Origin of the sequence: Capnocytophaga sp. oral taxon 335 str. F0486, from assembly GCF_000277665.1 — a bacterium.
GTDB lineage: Bacteria > Bacteroidota > Bacteroidia > Flavobacteriales > Flavobacteriaceae > Capnocytophaga > Capnocytophaga ochracea.
In genome coordinates this window covers 131517-150038 of record NZ_AKFR01000031.1, presented here as the reverse complement: position 1 = coordinate 150038, position 18522 = coordinate 131517, and the positions used below count along the sequence as shown (strand labels likewise).

Here is an 18522-nt window from a genome sequence, read left to right as displayed (position 1 = left end):
CCTAAATATGTAAATCAAATACCCAAAAGTAAACCTCCTACTGCTCGTGTATAGTAACCACCGCTACAATTCCCCCTCTGTGAGGGGGCAAGGGGGAGGTTTCTCCTAACCTTAATTTATTTCTATATAATATATAAAGGTGTCTCATATATCTTTTTGTATAATAGTTACACCTCTCTCTTCAAACGCAAAAGTAAGATATTTATTTTATATAATACACACTACACAAATATTTAACATTATTTAACATAGTGCTACACAATACAAATTACCTTTTTACACATTAAATATATTGCAAATCAACAGATAGCGTCTTTTACACTCTCTTGTTGTGCATTTTGTATTCTGTTAAATAAAAAGGCGTTTTATTAAGAGTTTTTTCCTCCATTCTTCCCTAAAAAAGGAAAAACACTACACGGTATAACTGTGTAGCTTTTCTTTCTGGTGCAAAGATACAACAAACTTTTCTCATTTCCACATTTTCTCATTCTCTCATTTCCTCATTTGCTAATTTCCAAATTATTCTTACCTTTGCGCCCGATAAACAAATTAAAACACAATGGTTTTACCTATTATTGCTTATGGCGACCCAGTGCTCAGAAAGGTAGGAACTGAAATCCCCCCCGATTATCCTCAACTCAAAACACTGATTGCTAATATGTACGACACTATGAATGCCGCTTATGGCGTAGGGCTCGCTGCTCCTCAGGTAGGTCTCTCTATACGTTTGTTCGTAGTAGATGCCTCTCCTTTCGCCGATGACGATGAGCTTTCAGAAGAAGAGCAAACTTTCTTAAAAGGCTTCAAAAAAACTTTTATCAATGCCAAAATAGTAGAAGAAACAGGCGATACTTGGAACTTCAACGAAGGGTGCCTCAGTATTCCTGGCGTACGAGAAGACGTTAGCAGGCACAAGCAAATCACCATTGAATACTTCGATGAAGACTTTAATAAGCAAACGCTTACCATTGGCGGACTCGCCGCTCGTATCATTCAGCACGAATACGACCATATCGAAGGCATTCTGTTCACCGATAAACTCTCTTCTTTTAAACGCCAACTCATCAAAAGTAAGCTGGCTAATATCAGTAAAGGAAAGGTAAAGGTAGACTACCGAATGAAATTCTTTGATGCCAAAAACAAAAGATAGTACACTAATTTACAATTATAATTAGTAACACTCATAACTTTTAACTCTTAACTTTTTAACTCTTAAATAAATACAATGAATCTAACAAAAGTATTAGCCATTTCTGGCAAACCTGGTTTATATCACTTAGAAACTCAAACGCGCTCTGGTTTCTTAGCCACTTCGTTAGCCGATGGTAAGCGTATATCGGTAGGCATTCGCAACAACGTGAGCCTATTGTCTGAAATCGCAATTTATACACTCGAAAAAGAAGTGCCTCTCACCGAAGTTTTTACTAATATGAAGAACTTTGAAGAAGGAAAAGAAGCGCGTATCTCTCCAAAATCCGATGGAGCTACTCTCGAAGAGTATTTCTCTCAAGTGCTCCCTAATTACGACCGCGACCGTGTGTATGCCAGCGATATTAAGAAAATAATCCAATGGTACAACCTTCTATTAGCCAAAGGTTTCTTAGAAGAAGACGCTCAAGAAGACACCCCAAAAAGCTAATTCACAGTACAATCATTTTACAATCAGTATTTACTTTGCCAAAATTTTAATCGCTTGTCGTGCTACGGTTATGCAACGACCTTTGTCAAAGTAGACTATCTTGATAATCTATTTCCTTTAGTTATATTGTAGGGGCGATTTGCAAATCGCCCTCACAAAGCAAAAAAAGAGAACAATATTAATATTGTTCTCTTTTTTTATAATCTTATAAAATCAAATGAAGTAAAGCTATTTTGCTTCTTCTGTACTATCCACAAGCACCTGTCCACGATAGTACAATTTACCTTCGTGCCAGTGTGCGCGGTGATACAAATGGTTTTCACCAGTTGTTGGATCTTTTGCTATTTGAGGAACTACCGCTACGTCGTGGGTTCTTCTCTTATCTCTTCTTGTTTTTGATTGTCGTCTCTTAGGATGTGCCATTACTTAATTCTTTATATTATTTATCTGTTATTAAATTCTTTAAACTTTCCCAACGCGGGTCTATAGTCACTGCATTGTGGTGCTCTCTTGGAGCAAGTGCTTCCAATTTATCTAATACCGCCGAGTGCATCGTCCCATTCAAAACATCAGGGTGTACACGCTTAGCAGGGATTGACAACACAATAAGCTCATATATATATTGTGCCACATTCAGTTGGTATTCTCCGTGAGGAAGTATCAAGATTTCTTCATCGTCATCATTATACTCTTCACCAAACTTCACCACCAAAAAAAGTGTTCCTTCTACTGCCAAGTCAAAAGGTTCATTAGAAACATCACAATTCACATTCACAGTACCCCTGTTGTGAAAATGCAGTTCCAACAAGTTGCTCTTCTTGTCTAAATCAACGATTACTTGCTGATGAATATCATTCACCTCGTCAAAATTAAACAGTTGCAAAAACGCTTTGTCTATCTCATAAACAAATTGATGTTTCCCCTGTTTTAAGCCTGCAAAAGAAATATCGTATTCTTTTAACTTTCTCATTTTCTACAAGTTTAGTAATCAATTGTTCATTTTTCAAGGTGCAAAGATACAACTTTATTTTTATATACAAACTTTTTACCTCACTTTTTTATCATAACCACATCATATCCCTTCAAAAACCCCATCTTTCATTGAGCAATCCCCTCTTCTCAAACATTCTTGTCTTTGTCTTATCTCCGTCTTATCTCCGTCTTATCTCCGTCTTATCTCCGTCTTATCTCCGCCTTATCTCCGCCTTATCTCCGCCTTATCTTCGTTCATTCTTCGTCCATTCTTCGTTCATTCCTCGTCCATTCTTCGTCCATTCTTCGTTCATTCCTCGTTCATTCCTCGTTCATTCCTCGTTCATTCTTCGTTCATTCTTCGTCCATTCTTCATTGACCGTGCGACTTGCTCCTACCCGTGTGGCTCGCACCTGCCTGTGTAGCTCGCACTTTTCCGTCACTACCTTCCCCCTCTCCTTTGGAGAGGGTCGGGGTGAGGATTCTCTTTCTTTCGCCTCGAAACCTCGTTTTTAACATTTTTAACCTTGTTGTATTATGGTATAAATCAACTACTTATATACCTTTTCTATACCAATCTTCCAAGATTCGTATAAGCTTCCTATAAGCTCTCTATAAGCTAACCCCACCCTTCTCATAGCCTTTTTTCATCAAAAACTCTCCTAACTCACTTTTTATATTTTTCGTTTTCCTCCGATGACTCAGACCAGTCCAATTTGTCCGACAAGTCAGACCCGTCAAAAAACCTTTTTTATCACTACCCATTTGCTAATTTCCTAATTTTCTCATTTCCTAATTTTCTCATCGGTATTTTTGGCATTATTGGCATTTTTGGTATTATATTAACATTGTCGCTTCTCTTCCTTAGTAAAAACAAGGGTTTATAAAAGAAAAACCACAGTATTTTAGCCTTCTTAAAAAGGGTACTCCTTAATCTTTTGTTAAATTTTTAAGAGAATTTGTTTTTTATATTAAATATTTGTTTTAACTTTGCCCGGTGAATAAGCGATTATACATACTCGCAGTAGTGCTCATAAGCCTTTCTCTTGTAGGAATTATTGCCATACAAGGGTATTGGATTAAATCAGCCATCGATAATAAAGAAGAGGCTTTCACTTATTCTATTCAGCAGGTACTCAATAATGTAGCTAAACAAATAGAGCAAGACGAAGTCGATAAATACGTAGCTCAAATTATCTATTTGCGCGAGAACGATAGTACCTTAAAGCTCAAAGACAGTCATCTGCGAGAGTTTATCTATGTGCAAGAAAACAAACTAAGCAAAGAGACCTTTATTTATAAACACGGTATTTTAGAGGAAGATTACGCTTTAGCTACCAATCTGCGCAACCCCGTACTCATCGATGATTTGAAACTCTCCGATTCTTTTACCTTAAAGAACTATACAAACAGAGAAAGTTTTCAGCACATCAACAGAGGTAATAATATAGATAACAAACAGTTGCCTATCATAAAAGCCTACGAAAAGCTAAGTGAATTACCCGAGATTGAGCGCTTAATGATAGAAGAATCATTTAAGAGTATCATAAGGCAACAAACCCTTAGCGAACGAGTGTCTGTAAGCCAAATAAACACACTCTTAGAGCAGAAACTCAAAAAAAGAGGCTTGAATTTACCTTTCGAGTTTGCCGTGTATAACCGCAATATCTTATCGAAGATACACTCTAAGTACTTTGACCCTAATGAAACTAAGGAATATCGCACCTTGCTTTTTGGAGGCAATAGCTCCGACGATTCAGTATATGAATTAGCAGTAGTATTCCCTCAGCGCGAGCGCTATGTGCTATCATCAGTAATAGGGGTAGCAACCCTATCAGTAGTATTTTTACTAATAGTTATAGGTGTGTTTGTGGTTACCTTCCACCAGCTCATCACTCAGCGTCGCATTTCCGAAATCAAAACTGATTTCATCAATAATATGACGCACGAGTTCAAAACACCTATTGCCACTATGAACTTAGTGCTGGACAGTCTTAAAACACCTGTTGCCCTGCACGACCCTGAGAAAATAAAAGGATATGTAAAAATACTCAAACAGGAAAACAAGCGAATGCTGGCTCAGGTAGAAAACATTTTGCAAATATCACGTCTCGAAAAAGGAAACTTGCATTTAGAGAGAGAGCCGTTGGACGTGCACGAACTTATAAGCAATGCCATAGGGCACCTACAAGTAATGCTCGACGAACGTGGAGGCGTATTGCGCACTCACTTTTTGGCAGAAAACGGCGATGTATCAGCAAACAAATCACACCTTACTAATGTATTTGTGAATGTGATTGAAAATGCTATCAAATACTCACCTAATGCCCCCGAAATAGACATTTATACTGAAAATATAAAGAATAAAATACTAATACGTGTAAAAGACAGAGGACAAGGAATGAGCAGGCAGGCTATGAAACACGTATTTACCAAGTTTTATAGAGAACATACTGGCGATTTACACAACGTAAAAGGACACGGGTTAGGGCTTGCTTACGTGAAAAGTATCGTAGAATACCATCAAGGAAGCATTGATGTAGAAAGCGACAAAGGAAAAGGGAGTACCTTCTTTATCAAATTGCCGGTAATATAATTTAAGAACTTAACAATTTAATTCATAATTGCCTAAAACAATAAAAAAATGAATACAGACGGAAACTATTACAGTTCAAATGCTTCTACGGACAATAAACACATTCTCTTAGTAGAAGACGACCCCAACTTCGGCACTGTACTAAAAGACTATTTGGTAATGAGCGGCTTCGACGTTACCTTAGCTAAAAACGGTATGGAAGGCTTCGAAAAGTTTAAGAAAGAAACATACGATATGTGTATCTTAGACGTGATGATGCCTTATAAAGACGGTTTTACTTTAGCCAAAGAAATTCGTGAGAAAGATGAGAAAATACCTATTATCTTCCTTACAGCTCGTACAATGCGTGAAGATGTGATAAAAGGCTATCGCTCAGGAGCTGATGACTACCTAAACAAACCCTTCGACTCCGAAATCCTATTGATGAAAATACGTTCAATTTTGCAACGTAAAAGTATCGAAACAATGGTAGACGACAATAAGTTTGAATTCGAAATAGGAAGATTCTTCCTCAATACCAAATTGCGTATTCTCAAATATAAGGACGAAGAACCTGTAAAACTCTCCCCTAAGGAAAATGAACTTTTGCGTTTGCTCGCCTTACACACCGATGATTTTATGTCACGTGAGTTAGCTCTTTCCAAAATATGGAAAGACGACAACTATTTCACCTCTCGCAGTATGGACGTATATATCGCAAAACTGCGTAAACTCTTGAAAAAGGACGACAAAGTGGAAATCCTAAACATTCACGGCGAAGGCTTCCGTTTGGTCGCCAATAAAGAAGCCGATGAATTTATTTAGGTAAAAAATAGCCTATTTCTTGCATATTCAAAAAATAGTCACACCTTTGTCCACGATTTCAAAAACATTTGTTTTACTAAATAAAGATATACACGAAGAAAAATGACCTATGTCAAGTTACATATCGTATCAGTTCTACCTTTTTACAAGGTGATGTTTCGTGTCATATCTGCTTGATTAGAAGAATAGTATAATATATAGAAGAGCCCGAAACGTCCCGTTCCGGGCTCTTTGTTTTTTGATGTAAAATTGAAACTACTTTTATAATCTATTTTAAATAAAGAAGATACAGGAATTACAAGAAGATTAGGTAATGATTTAGTAATAGCTCTTATTTCATTTGATTATACCTATTTTCTCAGTAACTTCTAGGTGCAAAGGTACAACATCTTGACAATATAACCAAAAAAATTTACCTTTGCACCCGCAGACGTGCGTTGCTGCACGTCTGCGTGGAGCTGGTAATGTGTCAGATGTGTTATTTTTAATTATGTAGTAGAATGCGACAAAATCAAAAAATTTTATCAGATTGAAAAAAAAATGTATCTTTGCTCCCAATATGAGATTTTTCACCTTCATACTTAGCTTATATCTGTTGGCACTCACTGGGCTGCCTTGTACGGATATGCTTGAAGGTGAGGAGTCTTCAGCTTCTTATGAATTTGTAACAGCCCCAACTGGGGAACACTCTCATTTTCATTTGGATAGCTGTTCACCTTTCTGCATTTGCACTTGCTGCCAAATGGTAATCAGCACGCCCACTACTTATGAGGCCTTAACCATTGCTCAAGCCACCGCAACCATTCCCTCCTATAGCTATCCCCTGACCGTATGGTCTTCGAACTACTATGGGAATATCTGGACTCCTCCCAAGATATAGTCTTTTCTTTCTTCATCTCAAGTGATTGTTCATTAGTCATCTCACCCATCATTAGTCATTAACTAATCATTAATTCTTATTAGAAATGTTAGACAAAATCATACTATTTAGCATCAAAAATAAGCTATTTGTAGGATTCATGACCCTTATGCTTATTTTTTGGGGCGTATGGAGTGCTACAAGGCTCCCCATTGATGCCGTTCCAGATATTACTAACAACCAAGTACAAATCATCACCTCTACCCCTACTTTGGCCTCACAAGAGGTAGAGCAACTGGTTACTTTTCCTATTGAGCAAGCCATCGCCAATATTCCTGGGCTGGAGGAAACACGCAGTATTTCCCGCTTTGGCCTCTCGGTCATCACAGCCGTCTTTAGCGAGGATATGGACATCTACTTTGCCCGCCAGCTAGTCAATGAAAAGCTCAAGGAGGCACAGGAGCAAATCCCTCAAGGCATAGGCTCGCCCGAACTCTCACCCGTGAGTACCGGACTGGGGGAGGTATATCAGTATATCATTCGCCCTACGGAACAGAGCAAAAACAAATATTCCGCCAAAGACCTCCGCACCATGCAGGACTGGATCGTGGCTCGCCAACTCTATGGTACCAAAGGAATAGCCGAAATCAACAGCTTTGGAGGCGAACTCAAGCAGTATGAGGTGGTTATAGACCCCGATCGCCTCCGTGCCATGGGGGTGAGTGTCAGTGATATTTTCACTGCTTTGGAGCAGAACAACCAAAATACAGGAGGTGCCTATATCGACAAGCGCCCCAATGCCTACTTTATCCGAGGAATAGGCATGGCTCGCTCCCTTGAAGACATAGGCAATATAGCCGTAGGCAAGCACACCCCTCCCCTCTTTATCAAGCATGTAGCCGAGGTACGCTTGGGCAGTGCCCTCCGCTATGGTGCCCTTAGCTATAATGGCGAGGTGGATGCCGTAGGTGGGGTAGTGATGATGCTCAAGGGCGAAAACAGCCACGAGGTAGTCAGTCGTATCAAAGAAAAACTGCCCACCATACAGCAATCCCTACCTGAAGATGTAGTGATAGAGCCATTCTTAGACCGCACGGACTTGGTACAACGCGCCATCCATACAGTAGAGAAAAACCTCTTAGAGGGGGCGCTGATTGTCATCTTCATCTTAGTACTTTTCTTAGGGAACCTGCGTGCCGGACTGATTGTTGCCACGGCCATTCCGCTCTCCTTGCTCTTTGCCTTAGGAATGATGAACCTCTTTGGAGTAAGTGCCAACCTGATGAGCTTGGGAGCGATAGATTTCGGAATTATCGTAGATGGATCGGTTATCGTGGTAGAAGCAGTGATGCACCACTTGGCGATCCGAAAGAACCACCAACGACTTACCCAAGCACAAATGGATGAGGAGGTATTCCATTCCGCTTCCAAAATACGCAGTAGTGCCGCCTTCGGAGAGATTATCATCCTGATGGTGTATATTCCCATTCTTACCTTGGTAGGAGTAGAGGGCAAGATGTTCCGCCCTATGGCACAAACCGTCGTCTTTGCTATTTTGGGTGCCCTGATCCTTTCCCTGACTTATATCCCTGCCATGAGCGCTTTGCTCCTACCTAAAACAGTAAGTGACAAGCGCAGTTTTGCCGAGCGAATGATAAGCTGGCTCTACCGTCACTACCAACCGCTCTTTGTCCGTTCTATCCGCCTTAGGGGATGGATAATAGGCAGTACCGTGGTACTGTTCGTTCTTGCGGTAGGCATTTTCAGCCGTATGGGAGGTGAGTTTATTCCACAACTACAAGAAGGCGATTTTGTTTTTGAATGTATTCTGCCACCGGGCACTTCCCTGAAGCAGAGCTTGGAGACTTCCATGCAGGCCTCTCGCCTGATTCGTGAGTTCGACGAGGTGAAAATGGTGATAGGCAAAACAGGTTCTGCCGAAATACCTACCGATCCTATGCCGCTGGAAGCCTCCGATATTGTGATCGTACTCAAGAGCCAAGACCAATGGAAAAGTGGTCGCTCCTATGAGGAATTAGGAGATGCCATCATTGAGCGGCTCAAGGATATTCCTGGGGTCTTCTTTGAGAAAAGCCAGCCTATACAAATGCATTTCAACGAATTGATGACAGGTGTCAGACAGGATGTAACGATAAAAATCTTTGGAGAAAACATGGATACCCTCGCCCACTACGCCCAAAGAGTAAGCCAACTTATCCAGAAAACAGAAGGTGCTACCGCCCCACAGGTCGAAAAAGTAAGCGGACTTCCGCAAATCAATGTTACTTACGATCGGGTACGCTTGGCCAACTACGGACTTTCGGTGCAAGAGGTCAATGAGGTACTCAGTACCGCCTTTGCTGGTAAGAAGGCTGGGGTTGTCTTCGAGAACGAACGAAGGTTCGACCTTGTGGTACGCCTCGATAGCCTCCATCGTACCGGAATTGACGATGTACAGCATATGATGGTAGCTACCGAAAATGGGCAGGTGCCGATGAGCCAATTGGCCACTATCAAATATGAATTAGGCCCCGCACAAGTAAGCCGTGAAGCAGGCAAGCGCCGTATCGTCATTGGCTTCAACGTGCAAGGGCGCGATGTGCAGAGTGTGGTGAGTGATATAGAACAAAAATTAAAGGGCGTAAAGCTCCCTACGGGCTATTACTTTACCTATGGCGGTCAGTTTGAGAACCTACAACAAGCCACCGACCGACTGCTCATAGCCGTGCCTGTAGCCCTACTTTTAATATTTTTCTTGTTATACCTTGCTTTCCACTCTATAAAACAATCATTGCTCATCTTTAGCGCTATCCCGATGAGTGCCATTGGGGGCGTATTTGCCTTGCTTCTTCGGGGAATGCCTTTTAGTATTAGTGCGGGTATTGGTTTTATCGCGCTCTTTGGGGTAGCAGTGCTCAACGGTATAGTGCTTATTGGCACTTTCAACCAGCTGAAAAAAGAAGGAATGACCAACCTTTTGCATCGCGTGATTACGGGTACCGAAATGCGTTTACGCCCTGTGCTAATGACGGCTATGGTGGCGAGCTTAGGTTTCCTACCTATGGCACTCAGTCAAGGAGCAGGAGCAGAAGTACAACGCCCCTTAGCTACAGTGGTTATTGGGGGGTTAGTATCGGCTACCTTCCTCACCCTCTTCGTGCTTCCGTTGCTTTACATCGCTTTCAATAGTACCTTTTCTTGGCGCCGTCCTTCAGCTAAAGTACTCACGATAACCCTATTGCTTATCAGTCCTATAGCGCTACACGCTCAGCAGTCTTACTCGCTACAAGAAATAGAGCAAATAGCCCTTAAGAACAATGGAGTGATTAAGGCAGCACAACTCAAGCTACAAGGAGCAAGTGCTAAAGAGCGAACCTCTTTTGAATTGGCTAAAACAGACTTTACAGGGCAATACGGGCAGTACAGCAGTGCTGAAAAAGACCTTTCAGTAGGTGTATCACAATCTATTCCTTTGCCTACAGTATTTGCTGCTCGCAAAAAGCTCTATCAAGCAGAGACACAATTACAACAAGGGCAATTAGCCCTTCAGCAGAATGAACTGAAGCGGCAAGTGCGCAACGCATATCAGCAATTGCAATATTTGACTTTTAAAGAGGAACAGCTCTTGCAGCTTGATAGTCTCTACAATAATTTTATTCGCATTGCTGAAGTACGCTATAAAGCAGGGGATACCAAGAAGATAGATATTAACACTGCCCAAGTGAAGAAAGGAGAAATAAGTTTGTTACTTCAACAGAACAAAACTATACAACAAGCTACCTATCGCAACTTGCGTACATTAATGCAAACAGAAGAAGCATTTACCATTACCAAGTCGCCCGTGTATGAGCCTTTGTTACTCAGTGAGCCTTCGGATGTACAACTCTCTCAGCACCCTTTGGTACAACTCAGCTATCAAGAAGCAAACATAGCTGAGCACAACAAACGTCTAGAGCGTGCCCAAGCCCTGCCCGACCTTACATTGGGCTATACCAATCAGTCTCTTATAGGAATGCAAACCATTGGAGGGGTAGAGACCTATACTGATAGAAGTAAACGTTTTCACTTTGCCACCATAGGGCTTTCAGTTCCTATTTTTACCGCTACACGTGCCAAGGTGAAAGCTTATAAATATCAGAAAGAAGCAGCTATAGAAGCAGCTCAACAAACAGAAAAACAGCTTAAAACTCAATGGATAAATCTGCAAGAGGAATACCAACTGAATTTGCAAAAATATCAGTTTTACAAACAAGAAGCGCTACCTGAAGCCGAGCGCATTATCCGAGCCAATCAGTTAGGGTATAGCGCAGGTGAAATAAGCTATGTGGAGTACCTTTACACCCTACAGACAGCCGTAGATACCCGCTTGGCATACCTTGAGAGTATCGAGGCGCTTAATCAAAAAGTAATAGAAATACAATCCCTTTTAAACCAGTAAAACAAATGAAAAAATATGGTATAAAAATCGCTTTTATCCTTATAGGAATTAGTCTATCAGCCTGCAATGGCACTCCTACAACTACCAATAATCAAAAGCTCGAAGAGCGCGAAGAACACCACGAAGAAGGAGGCAACCTCACCACCCTTACCCAAGCTCAAATCCAAACTGTAGATATTCGTTTGGGACATATAGAAGAAAAAGCTCTTGCCGCTACCCTCAAAGCCAATGGAATACTGAGCGTGCCTGCCGACCATCAGGCGAAGGTATCGACTGTATATGCGGGGATTATCAAGAGCGTAAAGGTAGAGATAGGCAGTTATGTGCAAAAAGGGCAAGTAATCGCTACTGTTTCTAACCCAGAATTCTTGCAACAACAACAGCGCTTGCTCACCGTTAATGGTCAGATAGAACTTGCTAAACAAGAACTTGACCGTCAGCAAACCCTCTATGAAGGGAATGCTGGTACTGGTAAGAACCTACAAGCCGCTACTACTCAGCTACGCACTCTCCGTACCGAAAAAGCTTCGCTTGAAGAACAAATACGCCTAATGGGCTTAAACCCTCAAACACTCACCGATAAGGGAATGCAATCTACTTTGGCGATAGTGGCTCCTATTAGTGGGAATATCAGTGCGGTATATACTAACAAAGGGGCTTATATAGATGCCTCCACCCCTATTGTGGAAATCATCGACAACAGTTCGCTACACCTGCACTTGCAAGTGTATGAGCGTGACTTGCCTTACATTAAGGTAGGACAACAAGTGCACTTCAACCCTACCAATAACACCTCTCGCGAATATGATGCCCAAGTGTATAACATTGCGGCTTCGTTTGAAAACGAAAGCAAAAGCATCATTGTACATTGCCACGTAGAGGGTGACAAACAAGGGCTCATCAATGGAATGAATGTAACAGGGGTTATCAGTCTTGACAAACAAACGACCCCTGCTGTACCTAACGAGGCTATCGTAGAGGATGCTGGTAAATCCTACATTTTTCTGGTAACCCAAACTTCGGATAAAGAAACCTCTTTTGAGAAAGTGGAGGTAGTAAAAGGAGCTTCCGAAAGTGGGTATACTGCCATTGCCCCTGTAAAACCTATAGCCCCCGAACAGACTATTGCCACCAAAGGAGCATTCTTTATCAACGCAACCTTAGTAAATGCTGGAAAAGATAGTGATTAGAATTGGTAATGTATCGGATATATTATTAAAATTTTATTACATTAGAAATACAATAAAAATATAAAAGTAAAAAACCACGACTTCGGAGTGCGTTTTAAGCTCCCTGCAAGGGCAAGTGGTTTTGAGGTGCCTACACGCCTAATGCGTGCCTCAAAACACAACTTGCTCTGTTCCGGTGAACAGAAAATTCTCCCTAACGGTCGAATTTTAATTAGCCATAAAGAGAGAAATTAACACTACGACCGGGTAAAGTGATTTCAGGGTGCAAAACAAGTGATTTCTTAGCAAAGGATTTGTATATAACACAAAGCCAATTACTTCCTTACAAAGCCATTTACAACCCTACATAAGGCTATATGTATATTTGTACATTACTTTGCATTCACGCATCAAAGCAAGCAAGTATGTACGAAGGTAAAAACGTAATTAGGTAGCTACATAGTTTGAAATTTTTATTCGACAATGGGAGGAAAAGCGGTATTCGTTTCAAAAAACAATCTGTAAGAAGCGGCATTTTTCTCATATTTGACATTTTTTTTATTCGCTTAAAGGTCGGAATGAGCTGGTTTCGTTTCGAGTGCCATAAAAGGTCTGTGTTTAGCTTCTGCAAGGTTTTTCAAAAAAATACTACCCGCAGGACAACGGACAAGGGCTGGAGATTTTTTTGAAAACCCATCGGGCTTGACCTTGCAAGAAGCGTTAATAACACAGAAATACCTTTGCACTCCAACAACGAACCGCCATTACGTGCCTTAAGTGTTTAAAACAGGGAAAATAGGTAAGTCTTAATAACACTCTTATCTTTGTGAGATAGCTTTTTGTAAGGCAACAAAAAAATCCATTGATACATCTCTTTTTGAAATATTATCAATGGATTTCTAATTTTTAAAAGACACTGAGAAGCTATCCTATCTTTAAATTCTTTAATCGTTCGGTAGCAATTTCCATATCCTTGCTGATTTTCTCATTGGTGATTTTAGCATAAATCTGGGTAGTTTTGATATTCTTATGTCCCATCATCTTACTAACACTTTCCAAGGGAACCCCTTCTGTTAAGAACAGAGTACCAAAGGTATGGCGTGCCCAGTGAAATGAAATGGGTTTTTCACGAATGATGTTACAATCTTTCATCATCTTTCTGATTAAGAGGTTGCAATTAGCATTGGAGGGTGTAGGAAACAATGCCTCTGTACGAGTCGTACCTTCATATTTTTCAATAATTTTCTCGGCTATATCCAACAGACGTACATTACAGGGCACATCAGATTTCTGACGGCGTTTGATAAGCCATTTGTTGCCGTCAAAGAACGATTGTAAGTGGCTTCTTTTAAGTTGTTTGATATCAATATAAGAGAAGCCTGTAAAGCAACTAAAAACAAATAGGTCTCGTACTAATTCAGCAGAAGCACTCTTAGGGTGATATTGTAAAAGAGTTTCTACTTCCTCTCTAAGCAAATAGCCTCTATCTTTCTCCTCCATAGAACTTATATAATTCTTAAAAGGATTGCGATAGATAATTCCTTTGTCTATGGCTATTTCTACCATTTTACAAAGGGGCATCATATAAACCCATATTGTGTTGTGAGTAAGACTTTTATTAACTCTAAGATAGAAATCAAAATCGTTGATAAAGTCTTCTGTAAGCTCTTTGAAAGAAATATCACTTCTGCGGTATTTATACTGGATAAACTCGCTCAAATGAGTATATACATTCTCATATTTGTTAAGAGTGCTGTAACTTCTAACACCTTTTTCTACCATCAAGGCAAAGCCTTCTTTGAAATTCTCATAGACTTTTAGCAAGGAATCTTCCATTACTCCTATGCCTAGAAAAGTAGCTTTTAGCTTCTGAGCAGTAACTACTCCCTCGTACTTCATCAACTCCTCATAATGAGTAATGATACGTGAGCGAATCTCTTCCAGCTTGCGATTAAGTTGGGTAGCTTCTTCTGTTTTACCTGTTACCCTTCCGTACTTCAAATCCCATTTCTGTGGAAGGATTTCAAGTTTGGTACTAAACTGAGCTACCTGATTGTCAATGGTAATACGCCCCATAATAGCAACCTTACCGTTCTTCTTTGGGGCATTCTTTTTAAGGTAAAACAATACCTTAAAGGTTGAGCGTTTTACTTTTTTCATACTCTAATTTTTTAATTTGCGAAAGTACTTTTTATCAAGTTACTGTACAATATGAAAAAAGGTGTAAAACACTGAAATATAACCTATTAATAAAAAATATTTTTCAGTATGGTAGGTAACGATTTAGAAACCTAATTTTGAAAAAACCTATCTAAAACATCTAAGACTCTGTCTTCTCTTATCTTCCTGTCAAAAAATTAATCCTCTTTGTATGAGCTAATTACATTATTTTTTGTAGTTTTGCTTTTTATTCGTAATTTTGAGTGAAAAATAAATGAGGGTACCACCTCAGCAATTGAACAAATCACAACAAATTAAATATTTTTTAGTTGCTTGTTTGAAAATCGTTTGCAAAGAAGATTTCTCCCCTTGGTAATTTACGATTTTTTTGCAATACATATTTTATTTCTTAAACAAATTCACTAACCAAAGAATAGGTATCCCTACTACCATTACAACGATAGCCACTATAAAGAAAACAAAAAGTGCTATTGTTATTACGACAAAACCTAAGAATAGGTTATATTCTTTGACTTTGATCACTTTATCAATAGAGGCATTCAAGAGTCGCGAATTTATGAGTTTATTCAGGTTCATTTTTCAGCATCTTATATATTTCCCTACACCATTAGCCCCTTTAAGGTTACCTTCAGTTTGCTTGAGCAAAGCTGAGGCTTTTTGTAGCGGTATGGAAAGCCGTTTTTTTAGGGCTTGTATTTCTTTTAAGCATTGCATTTTTAGGCACGAGCCCCAAGAAATGCACCTACTTAAGACAACAAAGATAAAAATAACTCAGTAAATTAACAAATTTAAATGAAAGGTTATTTATCAATTTCTAATCTCAAATAACTTCTTTTGCCACATAAAAGTTTCTTCTTAGCTTCAGGTTATCTCTATCTTTTGTACGTTCATTGTTCGTCTTACCTTCGTCTTAGGTTCGCTTTAGCTTCGCTCTCCCTTCGAATAAGCTTTGTCCATCAAGCTAATAAGTATCAATGCTAAGTTGCCCTATGAAGTTTTTTTTGTCATTTGTAATTATTTCGTATCTTTGCACCAACTTTATTTTTGATAATGAAAAGAACTATCTTTATATCATTTTTAATACTCTCGCTTTCAATGTTGGTAAGTTGTGAGTCCGACGACCTTTGCGACCACAGCGTGAATACACCTCGCTTGGTGGTGCGTTTCTACAACCAAAATAACACCCGTACACCTTTTAGCGTGGCTAACCTTACAGTTTATGGCGAAGGAAATACTACGCCTCTGGTAAGCAGTGCAACTTTAGATTCACTTGCACTACCTTTGCGCTTGGAGTCGCCTACTACCTACTTGCTCCAAACCGTAGTTTCAGGTACTACCACTAGCACCGCAACTCTCACGCTCACTTATACTCCCGAACAGTCGTTCGTAAGCAAGGCTTGTGGAGTGAAAATTACTTACAACACCCTTTCAGCTACCATTCAAGATACAAATACCTCTTGGCTAAAAGGTCTTAACATCAAGAACACTACCGTAGATAATGAAAAAAGAGCTCATATACATTTGTATCATTAGTATTTGGTGGGGCTTAGGTGCAATGGCTCAAACGGCTACCCACACGACCTCACAAACTACTATTGCCTTGCCCGAAAAACAAGAAGCCCCTGTGTACAAACAGCGGTATGGCTTGCGCGTAGGTGCCGACCTGAGCAAACTGGTACGCCCTTTCTTTGATAAGAATTACTACGGACTCGAATTGGTAGGCGATTACCGCCTAACAACCAACTACTACTTCGCTGCTGAACTCGGTATGGAAAAAAGAACTAAAAACGAAGATTTCTTTACTTACTCTACCGAAGGTCAATTTTTACGTGCTGGCTTCGATTATAACACCTATGGCAATTGGTATGGTATGGAGAATATGATTTACGTGGGGGCTCGCTATGGCATTTCGCTTTTCTCTCAAGACCTTACCTCGTATATTATCCATAAAGATAACCAATATTGGAACGAACCTATCACAGGCTCCGACCCTTCTTTCTTAAAGAAATACGACGGACGTACAGCCCATTGGTTGGAACTCGTATTGGGCATTAAAGCGGAACTCTTACACAACCTTTACGCAGGAGCAAGTGTACGCGTAGGTCTTTTGGTGGCTCAAACGGGCAGTAGTGGTTTCCCTAACTACTATATTCCTGCCTTTGGTCGGGTATATGAAGGGAGTCGTTTTGGTGTGAATTTCAACTATACTCTCAGCTATCTCATTCCTCTTTATAAAAAAGAGAAAAAGAAAAAAGAGACAGATACCCAAAAAACTAACTCCTCTCCTACCCCTTCAGCTCCTGCTAAAAAACCAAAAGGAAGAAGATAATAACAAATGACAAGTTACGAATGAATAGATATATTACTTTTTTTCTGCTATTAGTTTGTTCTGTAGTTTCTGCTCAAGATGTGGAGACAATGCTTACCGAAAAAGTAAAACTCCTTGACAAAAGTTATGCTACTAAAGAATTGCAGACTTTAGCTAAAGATTTTGAAACTCTTGCCAACACAGTGCCTTCGCATTGGCTCGCAAATTACTATGCGGCTTATGTGAACATTCGCCTTGCCGACCAATCATCGGGAGGGTCTATTGACAGTTATTGCAATCTGGCAGAAAAGTACATAAAGATAGCTGAAAAACAACACGATGCCGATGCATCAGAAATCAACGCCTTATACGCCTATCTGTATAGTGCCAAAGTGAAGGTAAACCCAATGTTTCGCGGAGCTAAATACGGTAAGCTGAGTCGTGAGTATTCCGAGAAATCTATTAAAGAAAACCCAAAAAACCCAAGACCCTATCTCATTCGTGCTATCGGTATTTACTTTACACCCAAGATATTTGGTGGGGGCGTAGCAAAAGCTAAACCAATGCTCCAAAAAGCCTTAGAGAAGTTCGAACATTTTACTCCCAAAACGCCTAATTATCCTCATTGGGGCAAAGGAATGGCAGAATCAATTAACAAATAACAATTAACAAGTGCACAAAGCTGGATTTGTAAATATCATCGGGAATCCTAATGTAGGTAAATCTACCCTTATGAACGCCTTTGTAGGCGAAAAACTCTCTATTATCACCTCCAAGGCACAAACCACGCGACACCGTATTTTTGGTATCGTAAGTGGTGATGATTTTCAGGTGATTTTTTCGGATACCCCCGGTATTATCAAGCCATCGTACGCCTTACAAGCCTCGATGATGGATTTTGTAAAGAGTGCTTTCGAAGACGCCGACATTCTCATTTATATGGTAGAAATAGGCGAAAAAGAACTGAAAGACGAAGCTTTCTTTAAGCGCATCAACCAGTTGGACGTGCCTGTATTGTTGCTCATTAACAAAGTGGATACTTCCGACCAAAGTGTATTAGAGGAACAAGTCGCCTACTGGAAAGAAAAAGTGCCTCGCGCCGAGATATACCCTATTTCGGCTTTGCGCAACTTTCAAACCGAAGTGGTGTTCAACCGCATTATAGAACTCTTACCCGAGTCACCTGCGTTTTTCCCCAAAGACCAACTCACCAATAAACCAGAGCGTTTCTTTGTAAACGAGATTATACGCGAAAAGATACTATTGCATTACAAAAAGGAAATCCCCTATTCGGTAGAAGTAGAGACCGAAAGTTTTGCCGATAGCGAGACGATTATTCACATTCGCTCAGTGATAATGGTAGAACGCGAGAGTCAGAAGGGGATTATCATAGGTCATAAAGGAGAAGCCTTAAAACGGGTAGGCATTGAAGCTCGCACCGATTTAGAGAAGTTTTTCGGCAAACAAATACACTTAGAACTTTTCGTAAAAGTAAACAAAGATTGGCGTAACAATGTGCGACAATTGCGCAGGTTTGGTTACGATATCAAATAAAG

At 40.1% G+C, this 18522-nt stretch carries 16 protein-coding genes; 11 read left to right on the top strand and 5 right to left on the bottom strand.

All coding sequences use genetic code 11. The features are described from left to right. Positions 1 to 559 precede the first annotated feature (559 nt). Both def and HMPREF1320_RS06855 read left to right on the top strand, forming a co-directional pair. Positions 560 to 1150: a peptide deformylase gene (def, locus tag HMPREF1320_RS06860; RefSeq protein ID WP_009417946.1), complete on the top strand. Its 591-nt coding sequence runs from the start codon at positions 560 to 562 to the stop codon at positions 1148 to 1150. A gap of 75 nt (positions 1151 to 1225) precedes the next feature. Further along, positions 1226 to 1639: a DUF5606 domain-containing protein gene (locus HMPREF1320_RS06855; protein WP_009417909.1), complete on the top strand. Its 414-nt coding sequence runs from the start codon at positions 1226 to 1228 to the stop codon at positions 1637 to 1639. Between the two features lie 228 nt (positions 1640 to 1867). Here the strand turns inward: HMPREF1320_RS06855 and rpmF are convergent, their stop codons facing one another. Both rpmF and HMPREF1320_RS06845 read right to left on the bottom strand, forming a co-directional pair. Beyond that, positions 1868 to 2062 (bottom strand): 50S ribosomal protein L32, encoded by a 195-nt coding sequence (gene rpmF / locus HMPREF1320_RS06850; RefSeq protein WP_002673108.1) that lies wholly within the window; start codon positions 2060 to 2062, stop codon positions 1868 to 1870. A 16-nt stretch (positions 2063 to 2078) separates the two neighbouring features. Next, entirely contained in the window at positions 2079 to 2609 is a 531-nt protein-coding gene (locus HMPREF1320_RS06845) for a YceD family protein (protein WP_009417938.1), read from the bottom strand. 999 nt (positions 2610 to 3608) lie between these two features. Here HMPREF1320_RS06845 and HMPREF1320_RS06835 point away from each other — a divergent pair. The 5 genes from HMPREF1320_RS06835 (at position 3609) to HMPREF1320_RS06820 (ending at position 12498) form a co-directional block, all read left to right on the top strand. Next, positions 3609 to 5207, top strand: coding sequence for a sensor histidine kinase (locus HMPREF1320_RS06835; protein ID WP_009417970.1), 1599 nt, complete (start codon positions 3609 to 3611; stop codon positions 5205 to 5207). A gap of 48 nt (positions 5208 to 5255) precedes the next feature. Then, positions 5256 to 6011 carry a response regulator transcription factor gene (locus HMPREF1320_RS06830; protein WP_009410639.1) on the top strand — a complete coding sequence of 252 codons (756 nt, stop codon included), beginning with the start codon at positions 5256 to 5258 and terminating at the stop codon, positions 6009 to 6011. Between the two features lie 559 nt (positions 6012 to 6570). Beyond that, positions 6571 to 6891, top strand: coding sequence for a DUF6660 family protein (locus HMPREF1320_RS11805; protein ID WP_009411032.1), 321 nt, complete (start codon positions 6571 to 6573; stop codon positions 6889 to 6891). An 85-nt stretch (positions 6892 to 6976) separates the two neighbouring features. Continuing rightward, positions 6977 to 11308 (top strand): CusA/CzcA family heavy metal efflux RND transporter, encoded by a 4332-nt coding sequence (locus tag HMPREF1320_RS06825; RefSeq protein WP_034554323.1) that lies wholly within the window; start codon positions 6977 to 6979, stop codon positions 11306 to 11308. 5 nt (positions 11309 to 11313) lie between these two features. Next, positions 11314 to 12498 carry an efflux RND transporter periplasmic adaptor subunit gene (locus HMPREF1320_RS06820; RefSeq protein ID WP_009411030.1) on the top strand — a complete coding sequence of 395 codons (1185 nt, stop codon included), beginning with the start codon at positions 11314 to 11316 and terminating at the stop codon, positions 12496 to 12498. A gap of 903 nt (positions 12499 to 13401) precedes the next feature. Here HMPREF1320_RS06820 and HMPREF1320_RS06815 read toward each other — a convergent pair. From HMPREF1320_RS06815 to HMPREF1320_RS11765, 3 genes are all read right to left on the bottom strand, one after another. Continuing rightward, the gene (locus HMPREF1320_RS06815; RefSeq protein WP_009418045.1) at positions 13402 to 14637 is read right to left on the bottom strand and encodes a site-specific integrase; all 1236 of its coding nucleotides are present in this window, start codon (positions 14635 to 14637) and stop codon (positions 13402 to 13404) included. Between the two features lie 402 nt (positions 14638 to 15039). Next, positions 15040 to 15234 carry a hypothetical protein gene (locus HMPREF1320_RS06810; RefSeq protein WP_002673120.1) on the bottom strand — a complete coding sequence of 65 codons (195 nt, stop codon included), beginning with the start codon at positions 15232 to 15234 and terminating at the stop codon, positions 15040 to 15042. A 3-nt stretch (positions 15235 to 15237) separates the two neighbouring features. After that, on the bottom strand, positions 15238 to 15372 hold the full coding sequence (locus tag HMPREF1320_RS11765) for a hypothetical protein (RefSeq protein WP_009417922.1): 135 nt from the start codon (positions 15370 to 15372) through the stop codon (positions 15238 to 15240). A 381-nt stretch (positions 15373 to 15753) separates the two neighbouring features. Here HMPREF1320_RS11765 and HMPREF1320_RS06805 point away from each other — a divergent pair, with 381 nt between their 5' ends. From HMPREF1320_RS06805 to era, 4 genes are read left to right on the top strand one after another with little or no spacing between them, the layout of a single operon-like run. Then, positions 15754 to 16191, top strand: a complete 438-nt coding sequence (locus HMPREF1320_RS06805; protein ID WP_009417931.1) for a DUF6452 family protein — start codon at positions 15754 to 15756, stop codon at positions 16189 to 16191. Then, on the top strand, positions 16157 to 16987 hold the full coding sequence (locus HMPREF1320_RS06800; protein WP_009418143.1) for a DUF6048 family protein: 831 nt from the start codon (positions 16157 to 16159) through the stop codon (positions 16985 to 16987). The genes HMPREF1320_RS06805 and HMPREF1320_RS06800 overlap by 35 nt, the downstream gene beginning before the upstream one ends. 20 nt (positions 16988 to 17007) lie before the next feature. Then, entirely contained in the window at positions 17008 to 17628 is a 621-nt protein-coding gene (locus tag HMPREF1320_RS06795; protein WP_009418112.1) for a hypothetical protein, read from the top strand. Between the two features lie 10 nt (positions 17629 to 17638). Next, positions 17639 to 18520: a GTPase Era gene (era, locus tag HMPREF1320_RS06790; RefSeq protein WP_009418047.1), complete on the top strand. Its 882-nt coding sequence runs from the start codon at positions 17639 to 17641 to the stop codon at positions 18518 to 18520. The last annotated feature ends 2 nt before the right edge of the window (positions 18521 to 18522 follow it).

What these genes read in the sequence shown, in the direction of transcription:
- HMPREF1320_RS06855 (WP_009417909.1), top strand. Translation starts at nt 1,226, where the DNA reads ATGAATCTAACAAAAGTATTAGCCATTTCTGGCAAACCTGGTTTATAT.
- HMPREF1320_RS06805 (WP_009417931.1), top strand. Translation starts at nt 15,754, where the DNA reads ATGTTGGTAAGTTGTGAGTCCGACGACCTTTGCGACCACAGCGTGAAT.
- HMPREF1320_RS06820 (WP_009411030.1), top strand. Translation starts at nt 11,314, where the DNA reads ATGAAAAAATATGGTATAAAAATCGCTTTTATCCTTATAGGAATTAGT.
- HMPREF1320_RS06795 (WP_009418112.1), top strand. Translation starts at nt 17,008, where the DNA reads ATGAATAGATATATTACTTTTTTTCTGCTATTAGTTTGTTCTGTAGTT.
- HMPREF1320_RS11765 (WP_009417922.1), bottom strand. Translation starts at nt 15,372, where the DNA reads ATGCAATGCTTAAAAGAAATACAAGCCCTAAAAAAACGGCTTTCCATA.
- def (WP_009417946.1), top strand. Translation starts at nt 560, where the DNA reads ATGGTTTTACCTATTATTGCTTATGGCGACCCAGTGCTCAGAAAGGTA.
- HMPREF1320_RS06830 (WP_009410639.1), top strand. Translation starts at nt 5,256, where the DNA reads ATGAATACAGACGGAAACTATTACAGTTCAAATGCTTCTACGGACAAT.
- HMPREF1320_RS06810 (WP_002673120.1), bottom strand. Translation starts at nt 15,234, where the DNA reads ATGAACCTGAATAAACTCATAAATTCGCGACTCTTGAATGCCTCTATT.
- HMPREF1320_RS06825 (WP_034554323.1), top strand. Translation starts at nt 6,977, where the DNA reads ATGTTAGACAAAATCATACTATTTAGCATCAAAAATAAGCTATTTGTA.
- rpmF (WP_002673108.1), bottom strand. Translation starts at nt 2,062, where the DNA reads ATGGCACATCCTAAGAGACGACAATCAAAAACAAGAAGAGATAAGAGA.
- HMPREF1320_RS06845 (WP_009417938.1), bottom strand. Translation starts at nt 2,609, where the DNA reads ATGAGAAAGTTAAAAGAATACGATATTTCTTTTGCAGGCTTAAAACAG.
- HMPREF1320_RS06800 (WP_009418143.1), top strand. Translation starts at nt 16,157, where the DNA reads ATGAAAAAAGAGCTCATATACATTTGTATCATTAGTATTTGGTGGGGC.
- HMPREF1320_RS11805 (WP_009411032.1), top strand. Translation starts at nt 6,571, where the DNA reads ATGAGATTTTTCACCTTCATACTTAGCTTATATCTGTTGGCACTCACT.
- HMPREF1320_RS06815 (WP_009418045.1), bottom strand. Translation starts at nt 14,637, where the DNA reads ATGAAAAAAGTAAAACGCTCAACCTTTAAGGTATTGTTTTACCTTAAA.